We start from the raw sequence: 19,192 nt of genomic DNA, 5'->3' as shown, positions 1-19,192 counted from the left end.
GAGGCCGCTCCTTTCTTTGGGTCAGAGCTGGATTAACGTTTCAGGTTTGTCGTTTCCTGCAACATCTCGTCCACTGTCTGGATCACCGTGGCGCTGGACGAGTAAGCACGTTGCGTCTGAATCAATGAGGTCAGCTCAGTCGCCACATCCGTGGTGGATTCCTCACGCGCGAAAGAAACAAGATCCCCTGTCGGGCCTTCGCCGGCATTCCAAAGAAAGAACGTACCGCTTTCCCGTGACGGCTCGTAGGTTTGGCTGTCCAGCGCGGTCAGGCCGTTAGGATTGGGAACGTCAGCAAGCGGGATTTGGAACATGCGGCGGTTGACACCTGTATCATAGCGCGCGTAGACATAGCCGTTTTCGTCCACCTGAACGCTGGTCATGGTTCCCACGGCAGAGCCGTCGCGTGTGATTGAAACCGGCGCAAAGGTGTCGGATAGCTGGGTTATGCCGTCGGTATCCCCGATCTGGCCGATATTGATCTCCATCGGTCCACCGGCGACGTTGACCATGACACTGCCCGTTGCTGGATCATAAGCACCACCTGAAATAGGTGTCACGCTTGCGAGGGTTCCCCCGGCCGTTCGGTTGTCGGTGAATGTCAGCCTGTATTCCCCCACGACGGCCCCGCCAGAGGCTGAATCGCGCAATACCATCCGCCATTCATTGCTGCTGCCGGTTGCGGGAACGGTCGGAATCAACTGGATATCGACGCTTTCAGACTTGCCGAGATTGTCGAAATACTTGACCGACAAAGGCTGAATGTCGCCCGGCGCGCCCGCATCTGTTGCCGTGGCCGGAAGGTTCATACGCAGTTTCATTTCCGTGGTTGGAGAACCCGACAGCTGATTCACGCTGAGCTGAATGGGTACAAGCGCGGAGGGTGTGTCGCGCGAAACCGGTGGAATAGTGCCATCAGATGCCGCGGGCCACCCCAGAAGAACGAGGCCGGATTCGGTAACCAAATACCCTTCTTCGTTGGTGCGGAACGACCCGGTGGTTGTCAGCAGCATCTCGTTCGAATTATTCCCGATCTGCGAACTGGGGCGCACAGGCAACATGCCGCGCCCACGAACTGCCAGATCGGTTGAGTTGCTGGTTGTGACCAAGGGCCCGCGTTGATCAATCATGCGCTGGCTTGTCGTCCGCACGCCGCCTGCCGAATAGCTGCCACCCTGGCCCGACGTGACCATTGAATGAAAATCCGTCTCGACCCGTTTATATCCATAGGTTGAAGAGTTCGCGATATTGTCGGAAATCGTCGCCAACCTGTTGGCATTGGCTTTCAGCGCCGCCACACCGGCATTGAGCGAAGAGGAAATGGTCATGGGTGCGCCCTTCTGTTGCGTCCGTCTTTGATGCAACAGGTAACGCGCTGCCCCTTAACAGCGCGCTAACATGTAAAATACGCTCTATCATTTAGGGCTGGCGCAGAAAGATCACTTCGATCCTGTTGTTTCGCGCAGCCATGGGATTGTCGGCGAACAATTCTTGGTCTGCATGGCCCGTAACACGATCCATTCTTTGTGCCGCAACGCCCTTGTCCTGTAGCAACTGACGCAATTTTTGGGCCCTTGCCGTGGACAGTTCCCAGGCTGTGTTGCGCGCCTGCACAACCGGAGACGCGCTGACATGCCCTTCGACAGCGATCGAATTGACGACAAGATCCGAGGCTCGGGCGATGATCAGGGCCAGGGACCGCAGAAAGCTGGTTGGCTTGTCAGAGCCCGATTCGAACAATGCCTGATCGTCGGTGTCAAACAGTTCCACCACCAGTCCTTCATCCGTGACCCGTGTGACGATATGCTTGAGCAGTTTGTCCGAGACCTCGCTTTCACCCGTGCGCCCCAGCAGTTGCGCCTCCAACGTAGAGAAATCTTCCTTGTCTCCTTTGCCGCCGCCCTCGGCATTCACTCCGATCGAGCCACGGGCCTGATGCGATTCAGTCGGGTGAGTGGTCGTGGCACCTTGACCGTCCCGCAGCAGCACTTCTTCAGACAGCATGCTGTCGCCGCCAAACGCCCCGTCCCCGCCGCCGGATTCCGGGCTTAGCGGGATTGTCGGTGCGAAATAATCCGCCAACCCTTTTCGTTGCTGTTCCGTTGTTGCGTTCAGCAGCCACATCAACATGAAGAAGGCCATCATGGCCGTCACAAAGTCGGCATACGCGACTTTCCACGCGCCACCGTGATGGCCATCGCCACCCGATACACGCTTCTTCTTGATGATGATTGGCGCCGCATTGGTTTGCGCACCCATCTCCACCACCTTTTTATCACCCGGCTATCGGGATAGCAGCGTAGGTCTTAAGGCGGCCTTAATACTTAAAACTGTTCCGAGTTCACTAACGCGGCAGGCCGGCCGAGGCACGGCGCAGAATCAGGGACAAGCGGTTGAAGCTGTTTTCAATCCCTTCGGAATCGGGTTTGCCGAAAAACGCGTCCAACTCCTCATGAACGCGCACGGCCTGATCCAAGAGCGGATCTGATCCTTCTGAATACAGCCCGGCCTTTATCATGACTTCGGATTGTTCGTAGCTGCCAACAAGTTTGCGGGTTTCGTTGATCATCTGGTTCTCGGCCTCTGACGCGGCCTCTGGAAGGCTGCGGGATACGGATTTGCTGAGGTCGATGGCCGGGAAGCGCCCGCGTTCGGCAATCTCGCGGCTGAGTACGATATGCCCGTCCAACACACCGCGCAGAATGTCGGCGATGGGTTCATCCATGTCGGACCCCGCAACCAGGACGCTGAACACGGCGGTGATATCACCCTGCTCCTGCGTGCCGGGGCCTGCGCGTTCACACAGGTTGGCAATCAGGGGGGTGACAGAGGGCGGATAGCCTCGGAGTGACGGGGCTTCGCCCATGGCAACGGCGATTTCACGGTGCGCTTCCGCGAAACGGGTTACCGAATCGGCCAGAAACAGGACGTTCAGCCCCAGATCCCGCACGAATTCTGCCGCCGACATGGCCGACCACGCGCACCGTCTGCGCGCCAATGCAGACTGGTCGGACGTCGCGGCGACCACGATCGTGCGCCTCATGGCTTCCGTACCTATGGCGCGGGCAACAAACTCGTTCACTTCACGCCCACGTTCGCCGACAAGAGCCACCACAACCACGTCAGCCTGCATGAAGCGCGCCAGCGTCGACAGCAGCGTCGATTTCCCCACACCTGATCCCGCAAACAACCCAACGCGTTGACCGCGTACAATCGGCAGCATGGTGTTGAGAACGGATAGTCCGGTGGCCATCCGCTTTCCCAATGGCTTGCGCGCCACCGCAGGCGGCGGGGCTTGCATGATGTCGCGATCCTGTGGCCCGTTCAGCAGAGGTTTTCCGTCCAGCGGTTTGCCAAACGGATCAATGACGCGTCCAAGCCAGTGCAATGCGGGCGCGAAACCCGGCGAGGGATCAAGGTACACACGATCCCCGAGGCTGACACCGTCAGGGGCGGAACCCGGTATCATGTGGATATGGTCTGCACCGACATGCAGCACTTCACCGGCCAGATCGGGCCCTGCGCGCCGCCGCAATGTAAGCAAGTCCCCGATTCGCGCATGTTCGTTCAGACCACTGATCTCGATCAACCCTTGCGCGACGCCGCTGACCAGGCCCACGTGGCGGATTGAAGTCATCCGATCGAATTCATGTTTCAGAAGCATCGGGTCGAGATCAGACATCTTGGGTTCTCCAATTGGGTTCTGAAAACGGTTTCTAAAGGAATCGGGGTTAAGCCTTGATTGAAATTGATCGAGGGAGAAGCCCCGATGTTCTATGACTTGAACGTCCTAAAGACCGCGTACGCAATGGCAACCCATGCCGGGCAACGGCAGGCAGTGATTGCGCGCAACATGGCCAATGCGGATACGCCGGGCTACCAGCCGCGCGATATCGAGCCCTTCCATAAAGCACTTGAAACCTCGGGACGCGAAGTGACCATGATGGCCACGCGGCAGGGTCATCTGCACGGCGGTACAGGTGCGCAGCCCTGGGCAGAGCACCAGGCCGCTTCGTCGGGTGATCCAAATGGCAACGGCGTATCGCTTGAAGAAGAAATGCTGAAATCGGTCGATGTCAAACGACAGCACGACCGCGCGTTGGCGATCTACAAATCCTCGATGAACATCCTTCGCACCAGTCTGGGGCGTGGATAAGGAGGCCGGGGATGAGCGATTTTTCCCACTCACTTGCTGCATCCGCCAGCGCCCTGCGTGCGCAGGCAGCCCGTCTGCGTCACGTGTCCGAAAACATATCGAATGCGGATACACCCGGGTACCGGCGCAAGACGGTGCCGTTTGAGACCATGGAAAAAGAGGGTCGGAACGTGGTGAAAGCTGGCCGCGTAAAGCTTGATCGACGCGACTTGACACGAATTTTCGACCCCGGTCACCCGTTGGCAGATGCCAGTGGTCACTATCTGGGATCGAATGTCGATCTGATGATCGAAATAGCCGACGCGCGTGAGGCGCAGCGGAGCTACGAAGCCAACCTCAAGATGTTCGATCAAACACGGCAAATGTCGTCGTCATTGATGGAACTGCTTAGAAAATAAAGGACAGCCAGAATGGACATCCGATCCTTGACCGCCGCGCAGAATTATGCCGGCGCCCGTCCTGCAACCCAGGCCGACCCAGATCACTCGGGCATGGTGCAGGGGCTGAAGGCAAGTTTTCAGGACTTTGCATCCACGTTGAAACACAGCGAGCAGATGTCGCAGACCGCGATGGTAGGGCAGGCCGACCCGCACGCGCTGGTGCAGGCGCTGGCACAGACCGAACTGGCCGTCGAGACAGCTGTGATCGTGCGCAACAAGGTGGTCGAGGCCTATCAGGAAATCCTTCGGATGCCGGTCTGATACCATGCTGAGCGAAGGTCTTTTCTATGACATCGTGCGTCAGGCTCTCTGGATCGCCGTCATTACATCGGTCCCGATTCTGGCAGTTGCTCTGGTGTCAGGCCTGATCGTTGGTCTGTTTCAGGCCCTGACGTCGATACAGGAAATGACACTGACCTTTGTTCCCAAACTGATCGCCATCGTCGTCGTGTTCTGGATCTCGATGGGGTTCATGACTCAGACCCTTGTTACGTTTTTTACCGGTACGCTTGTTCCATTGATCGCAGGAGGTCGCTGATGGACACCGCCTATGTCACCCTGTCCCGCCAGTCCGGGCTGATGAATGAAATGCGCCTGGTGGCGAATAACATCGCAAATGCCAACACGACCGGCTATCGCCAGCAGGGGCTGGTGTTCTCGGAATACATTCGAGATATGCCGAACAGCCCCTCCCTTTCCATGAGCAGGGCCGAGGCGCGAAATTCGTCAACGCAGCAGGGTGTGCTGAAGCAAACCGGCGGGCAATTTGATTTTGCCATCGAGGGCGACGGGTTCTTCATGGTCGAAACCGAGAACGGCAACCGGCTGACGCGGGCTGGTAGTTTTTCTCCCAATGCCGATGGCGATCTGGTTTCAATGGATGGTGCGCGCGTGCTCGATGCCAATGGCGCGCCTGTGTTCATCCCGCCTGATGCCGCGTCAATCGATGTCGGCAGCGACGGAACGCTGAGTGTCGATGGTCAACTTCTGGGTCAGCTGGGCGTTTTCAACGTCGCCGACACGAACGAACTTGTACGCGAAGGAAACACTCGTTTCCGTACCGACGGTGCAATCGAGCCGGTCGACGAGCCGGTGGTTTTGCATCGCTTTCTCGAAGGGTCAAACGTGAACGCGATTCAGCAAGTGACCCGTTTGGTCGAAATCCAGCGCGCCTATGAGCTGGGGCAAAGCTTTCTTGAGAGTGAAGATGAGCGCGTGCGTGGAGCACTCAAGGCGCTGATGCGCTGATTTGGATGAGGAGAGTTAGACATGCGGGCCCTTAAAATTGCCGCCACCGGGATGACAGCGCAACAGATGCGGGTCGAGACGATCTCGAACAACCTCGCGAATATGAACACCACCGGCTACAACGCCCGACGGGCCGAATTCGCCGACCTGCATTATCAGCAGATGGCGCGGGCCGGCACCGTGAACGCGTCGGACGGAACGGTTCTGCCCACGGGTATTCAACTGGGTCTGGGTGTGCGACCGGCAGCGGTAACAGTGCAATTGGAACAAGGCGCCTTGTCAGCCACCGGGAGCGATCTGGATGTTGCAATCGAAGGTCGCGGATATCTGGAGGTGACCTTGCCCAGCGGTCAGGCCGCTTATACGCGCGACGGCAGTTTGAAGCGGTCGGCCGAAGGTCTGATCGTCACCTCTGACGGGTTTGCGGTTTCGCCGGAAATCACCATCCCCGACGATGCGCGTTCTGTTTCGATCAATGCGTCGGGCGAGGTCTATGCATATTTTGACGATTCCCCCGAAGGTCAGTTGCTTGGGGAGTTTACGCTGGCCAGTTTTTCGAACGCAAAGGGCCTGGAAGCCGTCGGAAGCAATCTGTTCAAGGAAACCGAAGCTTCCGGCGCTCCGGTACTGGGTACGCCGGGCGAAGACGGTCTGGGAACTTTGCGGCAGGGTTATCTGGAAGACAGTTCGGTTGACGCCGTTCGCGAAGTTACCGAGCTGATCGAAGCGCAACGCGGCTATGAGATGAATGCCAAAGTCATCACCGCGGTGGACCAGATGATGAGCGCGACAACGCAGGTACGGTGATGCGATATCTGGTTCTTTCTCTGGTGCTGCTGGCGCCAATTGCCGCCCAGGCTGACATCGTGGTGCCGACACGCACGATCCGGGCCAAGGAAGTCATTTCTGCGGCCGATCTCGAGTTGAAGCCAACAGATGTTGCGGATGCAATTTCCGACCCTGACCTTCTGATCGGACAAGAGGCCCGGGTGGCGCTCTACCCCGGTCGGCCAATTCGCGGCTCTGATGTCGGGCCACCTGCCATCGTGGATCGAAACGATCTGGTCGTGCTGGTGTTCAGCAGCCAACCCTTGTCGATCACCACAGAGGGCCGGGCCTTGGGGCGCGGTGCGGCGGGGGATCGCATTCGGGTCATGAACCTTTCATCCCGAACAACCGTAACAGGCCGAATCCGTCCGGACGGTCAAATCGAGGTACAGTGATGCACGGATTGCCAAAAACCCTTATCCTGACGGCTTTTGCCTTGTCCGCATGTGGTCGAATGGATCATTTGGGCAAACCGCCAAGTTTCACACCCAACGAGGATTCCCCGGAACAGGTTGCAATGTTGTGGCCGGGTTTGCCATTGCACACCCAACCCCAGCGAAACGTCGACCGATCCTCTTTGTGGAGCGGCGGGCAGCATTCATTGCTGGGCGACCAGCGGGCGATCAAGAAAGGCGACATCCTGACCGTTGTCATCGAGCTGGACGAGAAGGCAGAAATTTCGAACAACACCAGACGATCCAGATCTGGTTCCGAGAATCTCGAAGTACCCAGCCTCTTCGGCCTGCCTCAGCGCGTGCAAAAGAACCTGCCCCAGGGCGCGTCACTGGATGAAGCCGTTTCGATTGAGGCGGATTCCTCGAGCTCTGGCCGGGGATCCGTCAGGAGAAATGAAAAACTGACTCTGCGTGTTGCCGCAACAGTGCTGGATGTGTTGCCGAACGGAGTTCTTTCAATATCGGGATCCCAGGAGTTGCGAGTCAACTTCGAACTGCGAGAGCTTCTTGTGACGGGATATGTCCGCCCGCAGGACATCTCGCGGCAAAACGAAATAACCTATGACAAAATCGCGTCGGCGCGCGTGTCATATGGCGGCAGAGGGCAGATAACGGATGTCCAGCAACCCCGCTATGGTCAGCAAGTTCTTGATTCCCTTTTGCCGTTCTGAGGTGAGATCGTGGTCGCGAAATTGATTCCCGTGATTCTTTTGATTGTTGGACTCGGCGCGGGTATTGGCGCGGGTCTGGTTCTTGCACCTGAAAAGAAACCTGAAACTGCCGTTGCCGAAAAAGAAGCAGTCAAAGAGGACAAGGCGGCCGGCAAAAAAACAGGGAAATCAAAGGAAAAAGGCGAGGGGGAGAGCCTTGGTTATCTGAAAATGACCAAACAATTTGTCGTCCCCGTTGTAAAAGATGACCAGATCGAAGCCATGGTAACGCTGTCGCTGAGCCTTGAGGCGAACCCGGCCATTACAGAAACCTATTATGCAATCGAACCTAAACTCAGGGATGGCTTTCTTCAGGTTCTTTTTGACCATGCAAACACGGGTGGTTTTGACGGGGCTTTTACAGAATCCGGGAACCTGGATGTATTGCGGAATTCCTTGTTGGAAGTGGCGCGCAAAGAATTTGGCGACGACGTGTCCAAAGTGCTGATCCTGAGTGTAAACCGACAAGATAGCTGACACTAATCGGCCCGATACTCCGGGTCGGTCAAGCTATGGCCCGAAGTGTTTTCTGGTTTTTGCTTTTCGGTTTGCCTGCTGAACTTTCTTCCGCAGTGTTTCCACCGCTTGTTTTCGCCCAAAGGCAGCACGTAAAGCTTCCATTCCGGCCAGTTTCTGCGCGCGCGTTCGTGCCAGTTGCAGGTTCAATTGTCTCCGGGTCGCGGACTCCCAACTATTCCAGAGAACGTCGGTCCCTGAAACCTGATAGCCTTCGACCTTGGTGCTGTCTTGGCGCGCCTGACGGAGTTGACCGTCCAATCTGGCAAGTTGCTGCTTGATCCGTGCCTCGGCCTCCAGGATCGGTCGCAGCGCTTGAAACTGCTTCTGAAACGCTGCGTTGGTCACTTTTTCCAGATCGGACAATTGCGTATGAGTCATCGAACTTGCTCCTTCGCGCGTTTTCGCATCGCTTCGGCAAACCGGATCGCGGCGGCAACAGGACGATAGTGCTCTTCGGCGATCTCCTGACCTATGTCCACGGTCGCGTGAAGGGCGCGAGCTGTGGGAGGGTCTGAATGGATCGGAACGCCTGCTTCTCCTGCGGCGGATCGGATGGTGGCGGCGATTTCGTCCACCCCTTTGGCAACGCAAACCGGGGCGCTGCCGGCAACCCGTGTCCATTTAAGCGCCACAGCATAATGGGTGGGGTTTACGATCACGACATCCGCGCCTGGAACACCTGCCAACATTTGGTTGGTTGCGATTTCCTGTGCACGCTGGCGCCGGTGTTGTTTGACAAGAGGGTCGCCCTCGGCATCCTTGGTTTCATCCATGATCTCCTTGCGCGACATACGGTTCTTGCGCACGTGTTCGGCATATTGCCAAAGGAAATCGACAACCCCGATGGCCAGTGCGATAGTGATCACGATGAACAGAAAGCGAAACAGCAGGTTCATCATCAGCAGAATGGATGACTTTGCCGGCGCCGCGCTGGCAGACAAAATTTCGGTTAGATTGGCTTTCAGAAAAAGCGCAAGGCAGGTGCTGTAGATCAACAGTTTGGTGGTGCTTTTGGCAAACTCGAACAGGCCGCCCCGCCCGAACTTGTTCTTTGCGTTCGAAATCAGAGAGATACGCGAAAGTTTTGGTTTCAATTTGCTTGGGGCAAAGATCAGCGCGCGCTGGGCGATCAAGTTCAGCAGAACAGCCGCGGCAGGAAGGCAGAACAGCAAAGCAACAGGCAGCAGGGCACTTTTCAAAACCCCTGCAACCGGAGCATGCGATGGCCCATCCGTCAGAAGCCGTGCAAAAGCGTCGGACTGATCGATCAGAACCATGAACCCGGTGCCCATATGCTCGACGCTGTATTGACCGACTGTAAGCAGGGCGATCAGAAACCCGGTATATGCCGCCACAACCGACAAGTCGTTGGATTTTGGAACCTCACCTTTCTCGCGCGCCTTCAGCAGCTTTTGCGGTGTCGGCTCGTATGACTTGTCGCTGTCGTCATCACCTGCGCTCATCTTTGCGCTCCCATAGGGTTGGCGAAGAAGGCAACCAGCGCGTCCGCCCACACGGACAGGATCAGCGGTGTGCCTGCGAACAGCAGAAACAGTCCGGCGAAGGTAATTGCAGGAGCACCCACGAAGGCCACCATCAGCTGGGGCATTGCCCGGTTGATGACCCCAAGTGCCAGGTTGTAAATCAGAGAGGCAATGACGAACGGCGTTGCCAGTGCAAAAGCCAGCCCAAAGCTGCTGGCGACCTGATGCAATCCCCAGCGCGACGAATCCGCGGCATCAGGTGCCAGCCCTATTGGGAACAGGCCATAACTCTGGATCAGGAACTGCGCGGCCCGGATGTGCAGGTCCATGATTACGGCAAGTGTCAGCCCTGCCAGGGTCAGCAGGTATCCCATGGCGGGGACCGGATCGGCCGCCGCTCCACCCAACAGTTGCGACAATGACGTGGACTGAGCCGCAATAGACCCCGCGGTTTGCAGCGCGAGAACGAACAGGCGCAGGCCTATCCCCAGGACAAGCCCGATCAGGACTTCGGTGCCGACCAGTTGCACGGTCGCCCAAAGGCTGGGATCAATTCTGACGGGGGGCGCAGCGGGCAGTATGATCAGCGTGAAAGCAACGGAAGCACCAAGCTTTACCCGTGTCGGAATACTGCGCTCACCGAAAGCTGGAAGCAGCGAAACAAGAGCGGAGACGCGCAGAAACACGACAAAGGCGTGCCAGATTGCTTCGGCCAGCTGCGACAGCATTTCTGGCGGCAGGGCAATCACGCTGCAACAGTTCCGACCAAGGCAGGTTTGGCTTCCAGCCCGATTTCTTCGAAGGACAACACCGGGTTGGACACGCCGCGTGCCTGCATGACTGTGCGCAGCAACCGACGGCGCCGGGTCGAGGTCACGACGGCCGGAAACAGACCGTTGTCAGCGGAATTGGCGATGGTGCTCACAACTCCGTCGGCCAGTTTGTTGAACACGTTTGGGGGCAGCGCGACATCCATGCCGGTATTTGGGGCGTCGATCTGGTAAGAGGCGAATGTGTCCTCCCATTCCGGGGCCAACTGTATCAGAGGGATCGAACCATCCTCGCGCTTCATGTCCGCGACCAGCTGAAAGCCAAGACGCTGACGCACAAGTTCACAGATGCCTTCGGGCTGGGTTGTGGTCAGCCGCGCCTCGGCGACACTTTCAAGGATCAGCGCCATGTTGCGGATCGACACACGTTCGTCGAGCAACAGGCGCAGAACAGCGTGCAACGTGTCGATCGGCACTTTGTCGGGGATCAGTTCATCCAGCAGCTTGCGGTTGGCTTCGGCGCGTACCGGGTCGCTCAGGCGGGTCATTTCCGACAGCAGGCGCCGGAGGGATTTCAGTGTCAGCAGGCGCGAGAAGTTCTGTTTGATGATCTCCAGCAGATGGGTGGCAAGAATCTCAGGCGGTGAGACTATGGTGGCGCCGCTCAGCGCGGCGTCCTCCTGATCTTTCGGCAGGATCCAGCGCGCCGGAGCACCATAGACAGGCTCGGTCACGTCATTGCCCTCCGGCAGCAGGTCAAACCCGTCCTGCACGAGCGCCAGGACCAGATCGGGATGCAAGACACCGCGTGCCTGTTCGACGCCCTGAACCTTGATCACATACGTTCCGGTCGGCAGGTCGGCGCGGTCGGTCAGGCGGATCTCGGGCAGAATCAGGCCAAAGGTCGACGCCACATAGGTCCGCATATTGGCAATACGGGCGTCCAGCCCCGTGCCAGGGTTCAGAACCATGCTGACCAGATCCGGGGCGAACTCCAGATGGACATCATCCAGGTCCAGGATGTCGCCGATAGCCTGGGATGACGGCGCTTCGGTTTCGGTCGAGGGCAGGTTTGCCGATGCCGCCGCATCTTGCTGCTTTCGGTGAACATTGTAAGCCGCATATCCCAGAATAGCTGCGCCAAGGATGAACGGCAGAAAAGGGAGACCGGGCACCAGAGCGAACAGGACCATGAGCACCGCGACAGTCGACAATGCTGCGGGGTGGCGGCCAAGTTGAGAAAAGATGGCGTTGTCCGTGGCCCCTTGCGTGCCGCCCCGTGCCAGCAGCAGGGCAGACGCTATGGAAATGATGACGGCGGGAATTTGGGACACCAACCCGTCGCCGACGGTCAGAATCGCATAGGTTTCGAACGCTGAGGCCACGGGCATTCCATGTACGACGACGCCCATGACCAGGCCCATGACGAGGTTCAGCAACGTGATCAGAAGTCCGGCGACGGCGTCACCTTTCACGAATTTCGACGCACCGTCGAGCGAACCGAAGAATGTCGTCTCCTGCTGTTCCAGCTCTCGCCGTTCCTTGGCCTGCTGATGATCGATTGCCCCGGCGGACATGTCGCTGTCGATCGCAAGTTGTTTGCCGGGCATCCCGTCCAACGCAAAGCGCGCGCCGACTTCGGCCATGCGGGCGGCGCCTTTGGTGATGACCATGAAATTCACGATCAGCAGCACGCCGAACACCACCAGGCCAAGAAAAATACTGCCGCCCATGACGAAACTGGCAAAACCTTCGATCACGTCTCCTGCCGCATTCGGGCCGGTGTGCCCCTGCCCGATGATCAGTTTCGTCGACGACACATTCAGCGACAGGCGCAACATCAAAGACGCCAGCAGAATCGTCGGGAAGGACGAAAAGTCCAGCGGGCGTTCAATGAACAGGGTCAGGGTGAAGATCAGGATGGCCAGGGCAAAGGAGGCCGCCAACCCCACGTCCAGAACCCAGGCTGGCATGGGCAGGATCATCATGACGATGACTGTCATCAGCGCAATCGCCAGCAGGACAGTAGGCGAAAACAGCGACTGGATGTTTACCTTGGGCACGCGAAACTCCTAGTTGAAGGCGATAAACGCGGTTGCGGCGCCTGCGGCCGGCACCAGAGACCCAAGCGCGCCGGTGCGGGGCGAGGCCGTCGGAATGGGGATCAAGGGGAGTCCGGCTCCGGTGAACGGATCCCGAGACGTGCCCGCAACCCGGGTTCGGGGGGCCCCTTCAAGCTGTGCCAGCACCTTTTGAAACCGCTCTTTGTAAGCTTCGGCAAGGGGCGTCGTGCGGGAATGATAAGCCCCCGCGGCTGCGGGCCACGATCCAAGCTCGGCATGGAGTTCATTCAGGAACCGGGCGGCGTAGGTCGCGTTCTCATCCGGATCGAACATCGCGTCGATCGAACGGAAGGCTCTGCCGTGCCAGCGATAATTGATCTGAAAACAGCCGACATCAAAGCTGCGGGCGCCCGATTTGAAGATTTTGAACGCATAGGCCTTGGCTTCGACCTCGGACTTGAACCAGTATCCCTGACCGCCGACGTTGATCGTCCAGGGCCAAGGCTGCAACCGGCCGTCCAGCCTGCGCCCGGTTTCAACGCGCGAGATGGCGCGCAGCACGTCCAGGGGCACGCCTTCGGACAAAGCGGCGCGGCGCGCGGCATGATCGCACAGGTCACCGGTTTTGGCATCTGGCATGGCAAACCCTGCCTGCGCCAAAAGCACATGTACCAATATGAGTAACAGCGGGAACTTCTGATTTGGCATTCTGCCGGTCCGGGATTCTGATCTCTCCCGGCCAAGCTAGCCAACGATCGGTTTACAGAGAGTTATCGCCGTTTCAGTTTCGATCTATCCTGCGCCCGAAAACAACGCTGGTATTGGTGCGCAAGACACCGGGAATTTTCGCCAGGTCATCGACCAGAATGTCCAGATCCTCCAGCCTTGGGGCCTCTGCCGACAGCATAAGGTCGAATTCTCCGTTGATCGACAGGCACAGTTTGACTTCGGGGTAGGCTTCGAGCCGCTTGATGATCCGGCTGGTTTCCTTTTGCTGCACTTCGAGCATGACGATGACCTGCACTTTCGGCGTGTCTTCGGTGGACCCGAGGCGCACGGAATATCCTTCGATCAGGCCGCGCTGTTCCATCCGGTTAATTCGCTCGTGCACGGTTGTCCGGGCCACACCCAGCGTGGTCGCAATCTGCGTGGTCGAGGCGCGTGCGTTGGCTTGCAGGGCGGCGATGATGCGACGGTCAAGCTGGTCCATTGGGGCTCTGATTCATGGTCATTCCGGGTTGAGATCAGGTCGAAGCGCCCGCTCAGGGTTCGCGCGGGATGCGCGGGTGCAGATCGTCGATGATGATCGGATGCGCGTGCGGGCCTGACCCGGCCAGATGCGGATGATCGGGCGGCAGGTCGGGGTGATCATGGGTGATCGGTTCCTGGTCGAGGCGCGGCCACAGGCCGATTGCACCGACGACGCCCGCCACGGACAGCGTCGCCATGCTGCTGAGTGTGACGGTCGGGCCGAACACGGTCATCAACCACCCCGCCAGCGGGTAAAGAACCAGCCAGCAACCATGCGACAGGGTAAACTGTGCGGCGAAGACGGCGGGGCGATCCTCGGGGTGGGCCGACCGGGTCAAAAGGCGGCCCGAAGGTGTCAGGGTGGTGGAATATCCGAAACCGGTGAATGCCCACAACGCGGTCAGCAACCCGAGCGACAGAGGAGCAATTGCGGCCAACATCGCAGCGACGGCCATGGAGCCAGTGGCGAATACGGCGCCCGCGACCATGACCCGACGGTCCTCGATCCGATCCAGAAGGCGGGGCAAGGTAAAGGCTGCAAGCATCGACCCGCCCCCGAACCCGGCCAGGGCAATGGCCACCGCGCTTTCCGACAGGCCCAGATTGGCGCGCACGATGACCACGGTGTTCACGATTACCATCGAGCTCAGGGCTGCTGCGCTCCAGCTGAGCGCAAGCAGTCCGCGCAACCTGGGTGTTTTCAGATAGATACGAATGCCGCGCGTGGTGCGGTCATAGATGCCGCGGGGGCGGCTTGGCTTGGGTGACGGAAGCACGACCGAGACAACCAGCATTGCCGATGCGACAAAACCCAACGCGGTACCCCAGAACAGGCTGTTGAAGCTGACCAGCAGCAGCAATGCGGCGGCGAACATGGGACTCAGCAGGCTTTCCATATCGTAGGCCAGGCGTGACAGCGACAAGGCACGCGTGTATTCAGCTTCGTCTGGCAGAACGTCCGGGATCGTGGCCTGAAAGGCGGGCGTAAAGCCCGCCGACGCCGATTGGAGCACGAAGATCAGCACGTAGATTTGCCAGATTTCGGTTACGAAAGGCAGGCACACTGCAACCGCAGCGCGGATCAGGTCCAGCACGACCAACATCTTGCGACGATCCAGACGCTCGGCAAAAGCAGCGGCGAGCGGTGCAACAGTGACGTAAGCCACCATCTTGATCGTCAGTGCCGTGCCTAGGACAAGGCCCGCAGCATTCCCGGCCAGATCAAAGGCGAGCAGCCCAAGGGCGACCGTGGCCAGCCCGGTTCCGGTCAGGGCGACGATCTGGGCGGCGAACAGGTGGCGGTAGGTGCGGTGTTTCAGAATACTCAGCATGGCTCAGAGGTACTTTGTAATCGCTTTGAAGTCTTCGATCCCGCCGCCATCGTCGTCAGCGGACAGGCAGTGTTCGATATGATCATGAATCAATGCGCGTTTGGCATTGGTGACGGCCTTCTCTACTGCAAACAACTGTTGGGCGATGTCGGAACAGGGGGCGTGCTCCTCGAGCATGGCAATGACCTTGGCGAGGTGCCCATGGGCCCGCTTCAGTCGGGCCGTGATCTGTGGATGTGACTGGTGGGCGTTGTCTGACATGACTTATCCATATCCCCCCGATGGGGATATGGTCAAGGATTCGGCATCGAACGGCCCGCGACTTTCGGACGGCGTTGAGTTTGGGGACCAAACCGCCTATCTCGGAGGCGATATCGCACAAAGGAATAGTCGGGTGGCGAACCATTTGTACAAAAACGATCTGCCGGATGGGCTGGATCTGGGCCCGGTTGTGGCCATTGACTGTGAAACCATGGGGCTGAACCCGCATCGCGATCGCCTGTGCGTGATCCAAATGTCAGGCGGCGACGGTAACAGCCATATCATCCAGGTGGACAAGGGCCAGACCGTAGCCCCGAACCTGAGTGCCATGCTGGAAAACCCCGATGTCCTGAAGCTGTTCCATTTCGGGCGGTTCGACATCGCCGCGATGTATCACACCTTTGGTGCCCTGGCCGCGCCGGTTTACTGCACCAAGATCGCCAGCCGGCTGGTGCGCACCTACACCGACCGTCACGGGCTGAAGAACCTGTGCCAGGAACTGATCGGCGTGGATATCTCGAAACAACAGCAGATGAGCGACTGGGGCGCTGAAACCCTGACCGATGCTCAGCTGGACTATGCGGCCTCGGACGTTCTTTATCTGCACCGCCTGCGCGACGAGTTGAACAAGCGGCTGGCGCGCGAGGGCCGGACCGAGATGGCGCAGGCCTGTTTTGATTTCTTGCCGATGCGTGCGAAGCTGGACCTCGCCGGTTGGCCCGAAACGGATATCTTTGCACACTCATGACCGACACCGAAGCATTCCTGAGAACCGCCCGCCAGGTCGTCACTGACGAGGCCCGCGCGCTGGATGTGCTGGCCGACAGCCTTGACGAGCATTTTGCCGAGGCCGTGCATCTGATCCTGAAAGCCACCGGGCGCATCATCATCAGTGGCATCGGAAAATCGGGCCATATCGGCCACAAGATTGCCGCCACTCTGGCCAGTACCGGAACGCCCGCCTATTTCGTGCACCCGGCCGAGGCCAGCCATGGCGATCTGGGCATGGTTTCCAAAGGCGATGTGGTGCTGGCGATTTCGAATTCGGGCGAAGCGCCTGAGCTGGCCAACCTGCTTGCCTTTACGCGCCGCTTTGGCATTCCGCTGATCGGGCTATCCAGCAAGCCAGAAAGCACGTTGATGAAACAGGCTGATGTGCATCTGCTGATACCGTCGATGGGCGAGGCCTGCGGTTTCGGCATGGTGCCTTCAATCTCGACGACGCTGACCCTTGCAATGGGCGATGCGCTGGCCATTGCGCTGATGAAGTATCGCGACTTCCGCCCCGAGGATTTTCGCGCCTTCCACCCCGGCGGAAAGCTGGGTGCGCGGCTGAGTACGGTGCGCGACCTGATGCATACAGGCGACGCCCTGCCTCTGGTCGCGGCGAACACCGCGATGAGCGACGCGCTGATCGAAATTAGCCAAAAGGGTTTCGGCGTGGCCGGTGTAACGGATGCGCAGGGGCATTTGTCGGGCATCATTACGGACGGTGACTTGCGGCGACACATGGACGGTCTGCTGGACAAAACGACCGAGCAGGTCATGACCGGCAATCCGACCACCATAACACCGGACGCATTGGCCGAAGAGGCGGTGGCGATCATGAATGATCGCAAGATCACTTCGCTGTTTGTGGTCGACGAGGTTGCATCCGGGCAGGCGCTGGGTCTTCTGCATATCCACGACTGCTTGCGCGTCGGTCTGGGCTGAGGGAGGTCGAATTGGACAGGTATTCCCGCATGGTACAGTTCCTGAAGGTTCTGTTGCCACTTGCGGCCATTCTGATGCTGTCCACAGTGTTCCTGCTGTCTCGCAGCATCGAAACCAACGTAACGGTGCCATTCGCCGAAAAAGACATTGACGAGCGATTGGCGCAACAGGTGGTCACACAGCCGAAATATCGAGGGACAACCCGCAAAGGCGAAGATGTCCAGATCGAAGCCATCCAGGCCAAGCAGGGCGGCGAAGACGAAACCCCGACCGCATCCGAATTTCGGGGCCGTCTGGGGCTTCTCAGCGGTGGAACGATATTTCTGGATTCCAATTCAGGTTTGATCCGCCCTGATGAGGGCACGGCAACTTTTGTCGGCGACGTCGTGATTACCACTGCCGACGGACTTCAGGTCACGACTGATCTGCTCAACACGTCGCTGGACGAAATCCGGGGCGACACGCCGGGGCGGGTGAACGGAACCGGGCCGATCGGCAATTTTTCCGCCGGACGCATGACCTTTGGCACTGAAAAAAAGGACGGACCGGTCCATATTGTTTTTACAGACGGCGTGAAGCTGGTATACGAGCCTGAAAAAGCAGAAAGATAACCTGTGTTCGATTTTCGTTTTGTTCCTTTGTGCCTTGCTCTGTTTGCAGGTGCCGTAACCGCGACAGCGCAGGAGGCGCAGGTGGCTTTTGGTTCTGCAAATGCCGACCCGAGTCTTCCGGTCGAGGTCACGTCCGAAACGTTGAACGTCAACCAGGAGGACGGTTCTGCCGAATTCCTCGGAAATGTCGTCGTCATTCAGGGCGAAATGCGGCTGACTGCTGAACGGGTTCTCGTGATCTATAACGAGGAACGCTCGGCGATTGAACGGATGGAAGCCACCGAGAATGTTGTTCTGGTCAGCCCGCCCGATGCGGCAGAGGGCGATTGGGCGGAATACACGATCGATTCCGGTGTGATCGTGATGAAAGGCAATGTCCTGCTGACGCAAGGCCCCAGCATCATCAGCGGCGACCAGATGAACGCCAATCTGACAACGGGCACAGCGACCATGACCGGGCGCGTCAAGACGATCCTTCAGCAGGGAAACAACTGATGGCGCGACCCGACCTGTCAGTGGCCGAAGGCAAATCCGGGCTGCGCATCGAGAGGCTGCGGAAATCCTACCGTAAGAAAACGGTGATCCGCGATGTCTCGATGACACTGGACCGGTCCGAAGTCGTTGCCCTGTTGGGACCCAACGGGTCGGGTAAGACCACGACCTTTTATTCCGTGGCGGGGCTTGTTTTCCCAGAGGCCGGCAAAGTCACGATTGACGGCCAGAATGTTACGACTTTGCCGATGTACCGGCGTGCGCGAATGGGCATCGGTTACCTGCCGCAGGAGATGTCGATCTTTCGCGGCATGAGCGTCGAGGACAATATCGCCGCGGTACTGGATATCACGGTTCCTCATGCTCACAGGCGGAAAGAACGGCTGGAAGAGCTGTTGTCGGATTTCTCGATCGAACATCTGCGTCGCGCGCCTGCTCTTGCCCTTTCCGGCGGTGAGCGCCGCCGCGTTGAGATAGCGCGATGTTTGGCCGCAGACCCGAAATATCTTTTGCTGGACGAACCATTTGCGGGTGTTGATCCGATCAGCGTCGGCGATATCCGGCATCTGGTTGCCGACCTTAAAAAACGGGGGATCGGTGTTCTGATCACCGACCATAACGTGCGGGAAACGCTGGAAATTGTCGACCGCGCCTATATCCTGCATGACGGGCAGGTTCTGATGTCCGGCACACCTGACGAAGTCGTCGAGAACGAGAATGTCCGCCGTGTCTATCTTGGCGAAAACTTCCGTATTTCATAGGCTTGTTATGGTCTGCGTCGGATGCATGGCGGAAATCGCGTATATACACACCTGTTTTGATTGACTCTTCCGTCGTCTCTTGCCTCAATTGTCCCATGG

Annotated in this window: 25 protein-coding genes; 14 read left to right on the top strand and 11 right to left on the bottom strand. The window is 58.5% G+C overall.

Annotated features, from left to right (window positions below):
- Positions 1–32 precede the first annotated feature (32 nt).
- The 3 genes from ACR3E6_RS04640 to ACR3E6_RS04630 form a co-directional block, all read right to left on the bottom strand.
- Positions 33–1,328 carry a flagellar hook protein FlgE gene (locus ACR3E6_RS04640; RefSeq protein ID WP_171635632.1) on the bottom strand — a complete coding sequence of 432 codons (1,296 nt, stop codon included), beginning with the start codon at positions 1,326–1,328 and terminating at the stop codon, positions 33–35.
- Between the two features lie 91 nt (positions 1,329–1,419).
- Positions 1,420–2,259, bottom strand: coding sequence for a flagellar motor protein MotB (locus ACR3E6_RS04635; RefSeq protein ID WP_480486047.1), 840 nt, complete (start codon positions 2,257–2,259; stop codon positions 1,420–1,422).
- Between the two features lie 85 nt (positions 2,260–2,344).
- Positions 2,345–3,664 (bottom strand): FliI/YscN family ATPase, encoded by a 1,320-nt coding sequence (locus ACR3E6_RS04630; protein WP_480488087.1) that lies wholly within the window; start codon positions 3,662–3,664, stop codon positions 2,345–2,347.
- Positions 3,665–3,769: 105 nt separating this feature from the next.
- Here ACR3E6_RS04630 and ACR3E6_RS04625 point away from each other — a divergent pair, with 105 nt between their 5' ends.
- From ACR3E6_RS04625 to ACR3E6_RS04585, 9 genes are read left to right on the top strand one after another with little or no spacing between them, the layout of a single operon-like run.
- Entirely contained in the window at positions 3,770–4,156 is a 387-nt protein-coding gene (locus tag ACR3E6_RS04625; RefSeq protein ID WP_171724113.1) for a FlgB family protein, read from the top strand.
- An 11-nt stretch (positions 4,157–4,167) separates the two neighbouring features.
- The gene (gene flgC, locus ACR3E6_RS04620; RefSeq protein ID WP_171724114.1) at positions 4,168–4,554 is read left to right on the top strand and encodes a flagellar basal body rod protein FlgC; all 387 of its coding nucleotides are present in this window, start codon (positions 4,168–4,170) and stop codon (positions 4,552–4,554) included.
- A gap of 12 nt (positions 4,555–4,566) precedes the next feature.
- A complete protein-coding gene (gene fliE, locus ACR3E6_RS04615; protein WP_171230273.1) occupies positions 4,567–4,857 on the top strand; it encodes a flagellar hook-basal body complex protein FliE in 291 nt (96 codons plus the stop codon).
- Positions 4,858–4,861: 4 nt separating this feature from the next.
- Positions 4,862–5,134 carry a flagellar biosynthetic protein FliQ gene (locus ACR3E6_RS04610; RefSeq protein WP_152459750.1) on the top strand — a complete coding sequence of 91 codons (273 nt, stop codon included), beginning with the start codon at positions 4,862–4,864 and terminating at the stop codon, positions 5,132–5,134.
- On the top strand, positions 5,134–5,844 hold the full coding sequence (locus ACR3E6_RS04605) for a flagellar hook-basal body complex protein (RefSeq protein WP_171635644.1): 711 nt from the start codon (positions 5,134–5,136) through the stop codon (positions 5,842–5,844). Before ACR3E6_RS04610 ends, ACR3E6_RS04605 begins: the two co-directional genes overlap by 1 nt.
- A gap of 21 nt (positions 5,845–5,865) precedes the next feature.
- Positions 5,866–6,651 carry a flagellar basal-body rod protein FlgG gene (gene flgG, locus ACR3E6_RS04600; RefSeq protein WP_170345694.1) on the top strand — a complete coding sequence of 262 codons (786 nt, stop codon included), beginning with the start codon at positions 5,866–5,868 and terminating at the stop codon, positions 6,649–6,651.
- Positions 6,651–7,067: a flagellar basal body P-ring formation chaperone FlgA gene (gene flgA / locus ACR3E6_RS04595; RefSeq protein WP_170345693.1), complete on the top strand. Its 417-nt coding sequence runs from the start codon at positions 6,651–6,653 to the stop codon at positions 7,065–7,067. Before flgG ends, flgA begins: the two co-directional genes overlap by 1 nt.
- A complete protein-coding gene (flgH, locus tag ACR3E6_RS04590) occupies positions 7,067–7,798 on the top strand; it encodes a flagellar basal body L-ring protein FlgH (RefSeq protein ID WP_171635648.1) in 732 nt (243 codons plus the stop codon). Before flgA ends, flgH begins: the two co-directional genes overlap by 1 nt.
- 9 nt (positions 7,799–7,807) lie before the next feature.
- Positions 7,808–8,314, top strand: coding sequence for a flagellar basal body-associated protein FliL (locus tag ACR3E6_RS04585; RefSeq protein ID WP_480486044.1), 507 nt, complete (start codon positions 7,808–7,810; stop codon positions 8,312–8,314).
- Between the two features lie 33 nt (positions 8,315–8,347).
- On the opposite strand, the gene ACR3E6_RS04580 is transcribed toward ACR3E6_RS04585, so the two are convergent.
- From ACR3E6_RS04580 to ACR3E6_RS04545, 8 genes are all read right to left on the bottom strand, one after another.
- Positions 8,348–8,734 carry a hypothetical protein gene (locus ACR3E6_RS04580; protein ID WP_480486042.1) on the bottom strand — a complete coding sequence of 129 codons (387 nt, stop codon included), beginning with the start codon at positions 8,732–8,734 and terminating at the stop codon, positions 8,348–8,350.
- Positions 8,731–9,819: a flagellar type III secretion system protein FlhB gene (gene flhB, locus ACR3E6_RS04575; RefSeq protein ID WP_480486040.1), complete on the bottom strand. Its 1,089-nt coding sequence runs from the start codon at positions 9,817–9,819 to the stop codon at positions 8,731–8,733. The genes ACR3E6_RS04580 and flhB overlap by 4 nt, the downstream gene beginning before the upstream one ends.
- Positions 9,816–10,589 carry a flagellar biosynthetic protein FliR gene (locus tag ACR3E6_RS04570; protein WP_480486038.1) on the bottom strand — a complete coding sequence of 258 codons (774 nt, stop codon included), beginning with the start codon at positions 10,587–10,589 and terminating at the stop codon, positions 9,816–9,818. The genes flhB and ACR3E6_RS04570 overlap by 4 nt, the downstream gene beginning before the upstream one ends.
- Entirely contained in the window at positions 10,586–12,613 is a 2,028-nt protein-coding gene (flhA, locus tag ACR3E6_RS04565; RefSeq protein WP_245218094.1) for a flagellar biosynthesis protein FlhA, read from the bottom strand. The genes ACR3E6_RS04570 and flhA overlap by 4 nt, the downstream gene beginning before the upstream one ends.
- Positions 12,614–12,682: 69 nt before the next feature.
- The gene (locus tag ACR3E6_RS04560; RefSeq protein WP_371732246.1) at positions 12,683–13,381 is read right to left on the bottom strand and encodes a transglycosylase SLT domain-containing protein; all 699 of its coding nucleotides are present in this window, start codon (positions 13,379–13,381) and stop codon (positions 12,683–12,685) included.
- 73 nt (positions 13,382–13,454) lie between these two features.
- On the bottom strand, positions 13,455–13,883 hold the full coding sequence (locus ACR3E6_RS04555; protein WP_152459759.1) for an Lrp/AsnC family transcriptional regulator: 429 nt from the start codon (positions 13,881–13,883) through the stop codon (positions 13,455–13,457).
- A gap of 52 nt (positions 13,884–13,935) precedes the next feature.
- Positions 13,936–15,255 carry an MFS transporter gene (locus ACR3E6_RS04550; RefSeq protein ID WP_171724121.1) on the bottom strand — a complete coding sequence of 440 codons (1,320 nt, stop codon included), beginning with the start codon at positions 15,253–15,255 and terminating at the stop codon, positions 13,936–13,938.
- Positions 15,256–15,258: 3 nt separating this feature from the next.
- Positions 15,259–15,516, bottom strand: coding sequence for a metal-sensing transcriptional repressor (locus ACR3E6_RS04545; protein WP_171635661.1), 258 nt, complete (start codon positions 15,514–15,516; stop codon positions 15,259–15,261).
- Between the two features lie 133 nt (positions 15,517–15,649).
- Between ACR3E6_RS04545 and ACR3E6_RS04540 the strand changes: the two genes are divergently transcribed.
- The 5 genes from ACR3E6_RS04540 to lptB are packed head-to-tail and all read left to right on the top strand — an operon-like array spanning position 15,650 to position 19,093.
- On the top strand, positions 15,650–16,264 hold the full coding sequence (locus ACR3E6_RS04540) for a ribonuclease D (RefSeq protein WP_171635664.1): 615 nt from the start codon (positions 15,650–15,652) through the stop codon (positions 16,262–16,264).
- Complete coding sequence (locus tag ACR3E6_RS04535) at positions 16,261–17,229, top strand: KpsF/GutQ family sugar-phosphate isomerase (RefSeq protein ID WP_480486036.1); 969 nt, start codon at positions 16,261–16,263, stop codon at positions 17,227–17,229. The genes ACR3E6_RS04540 and ACR3E6_RS04535 overlap by 4 nt, the downstream gene beginning before the upstream one ends.
- Positions 17,230–17,258: 29 nt before the next feature.
- A complete protein-coding gene (locus tag ACR3E6_RS04530; protein ID WP_480486034.1) occupies positions 17,259–17,840 on the top strand; it encodes an LPS export ABC transporter periplasmic protein LptC in 582 nt (193 codons plus the stop codon).
- 3 nt (positions 17,841–17,843) lie between these two features.
- Positions 17,844–18,335: an LptA/OstA family protein gene (locus tag ACR3E6_RS04525; RefSeq protein WP_371732247.1), complete on the top strand. Its 492-nt coding sequence runs from the start codon at positions 17,844–17,846 to the stop codon at positions 18,333–18,335.
- Positions 18,335–19,093 carry an LPS export ABC transporter ATP-binding protein gene (gene lptB, locus ACR3E6_RS04520; protein ID WP_480486032.1) on the top strand — a complete coding sequence of 253 codons (759 nt, stop codon included), beginning with the start codon at positions 18,335–18,337 and terminating at the stop codon, positions 19,091–19,093. The genes ACR3E6_RS04525 and lptB overlap by 1 nt, the downstream gene beginning before the upstream one ends.
- Positions 19,094–19,192 lie beyond the last annotated feature (99 nt).

The sequence above is a fragment of the Ruegeria sp. AL3 genome (genome assembly GCF_056536065.1).
Note: the sequence above shows the minus strand (reverse complement) of the source record. Positions and strands in the feature narration are given on the sequence as shown.

Coding starts and splice junctions, on each gene's coding strand:
- flgC (WP_171724114.1), top strand. CDS start 4,168: ATGAGCGATTTTTCCCACTCACTTGCTGCATCCGCCAGCGCCCTGCGT.
- flgG (WP_170345694.1), top strand. CDS start 5,866: ATGCGGGCCCTTAAAATTGCCGCCACCGGGATGACAGCGCAACAGATG.
- flhB (WP_480486040.1), bottom strand. CDS start 9,819: ATGAGCGCAGGTGATGACGACAGCGACAAGTCATACGAGCCGACACCG.
- ACR3E6_RS04550 (WP_171724121.1), bottom strand. CDS start 15,255: ATGCTGAGTATTCTGAAACACCGCACCTACCGCCACCTGTTCGCCGCC.
- flgH (WP_171635648.1), top strand. CDS start 7,067: ATGCACGGATTGCCAAAAACCCTTATCCTGACGGCTTTTGCCTTGTCC.
- ACR3E6_RS04640 (WP_171635632.1), bottom strand. CDS start 1,328: ATGACCATTTCCTCTTCGCTCAATGCCGGTGTGGCGGCGCTGAAAGCC.
- ACR3E6_RS04605 (WP_171635644.1), top strand. CDS start 5,134: ATGGACACCGCCTATGTCACCCTGTCCCGCCAGTCCGGGCTGATGAAT.
- ACR3E6_RS04580 (WP_480486042.1), bottom strand. CDS start 8,734: ATGACTCATACGCAATTGTCCGATCTGGAAAAAGTGACCAACGCAGCG.
- ACR3E6_RS04545 (WP_171635661.1), bottom strand. CDS start 15,516: ATGTCAGACAACGCCCACCAGTCACATCCACAGATCACGGCCCGACTG.
- ACR3E6_RS04535 (WP_480486036.1), top strand. CDS start 16,261: ATGACCGACACCGAAGCATTCCTGAGAACCGCCCGCCAGGTCGTCACT.
- ACR3E6_RS04635 (WP_480486047.1), bottom strand. CDS start 2,259: ATGGGTGCGCAAACCAATGCGGCGCCAATCATCATCAAGAAGAAGCGT.
- ACR3E6_RS04625 (WP_171724113.1), top strand. CDS start 3,770: ATGTTCTATGACTTGAACGTCCTAAAGACCGCGTACGCAATGGCAACC.
- flgA (WP_170345693.1), top strand. CDS start 6,651: ATGCGATATCTGGTTCTTTCTCTGGTGCTGCTGGCGCCAATTGCCGCC.
- lptB (WP_480486032.1), top strand. CDS start 18,335: ATGGCGCGACCCGACCTGTCAGTGGCCGAAGGCAAATCCGGGCTGCGC.
- ACR3E6_RS04555 (WP_152459759.1), bottom strand. CDS start 13,883: ATGGACCAGCTTGACCGTCGCATCATCGCCGCCCTGCAAGCCAACGCA.
- ACR3E6_RS04630 (WP_480488087.1), bottom strand. CDS start 3,664: ATGCTTCTGAAACATGAATTCGATCGGATGACTTCAATCCGCCACGTG.
- flhA (WP_245218094.1), bottom strand. CDS start 12,613: ATGACAGTCATCGTCATGATGATCCTGCCCATGCCAGCCTGGGTTCTG.
- fliE (WP_171230273.1), top strand. CDS start 4,567: ATGGACATCCGATCCTTGACCGCCGCGCAGAATTATGCCGGCGCCCGT.
- ACR3E6_RS04560 (WP_371732246.1), bottom strand. CDS start 13,381: ATGCCAAATCAGAAGTTCCCGCTGTTACTCATATTGGTACATGTGCTT.
- ACR3E6_RS04610 (WP_152459750.1), top strand. CDS start 4,862: ATGCTGAGCGAAGGTCTTTTCTATGACATCGTGCGTCAGGCTCTCTGG.
- ACR3E6_RS04530 (WP_480486034.1), top strand. CDS start 17,259: ATGGTACAGTTCCTGAAGGTTCTGTTGCCACTTGCGGCCATTCTGATG.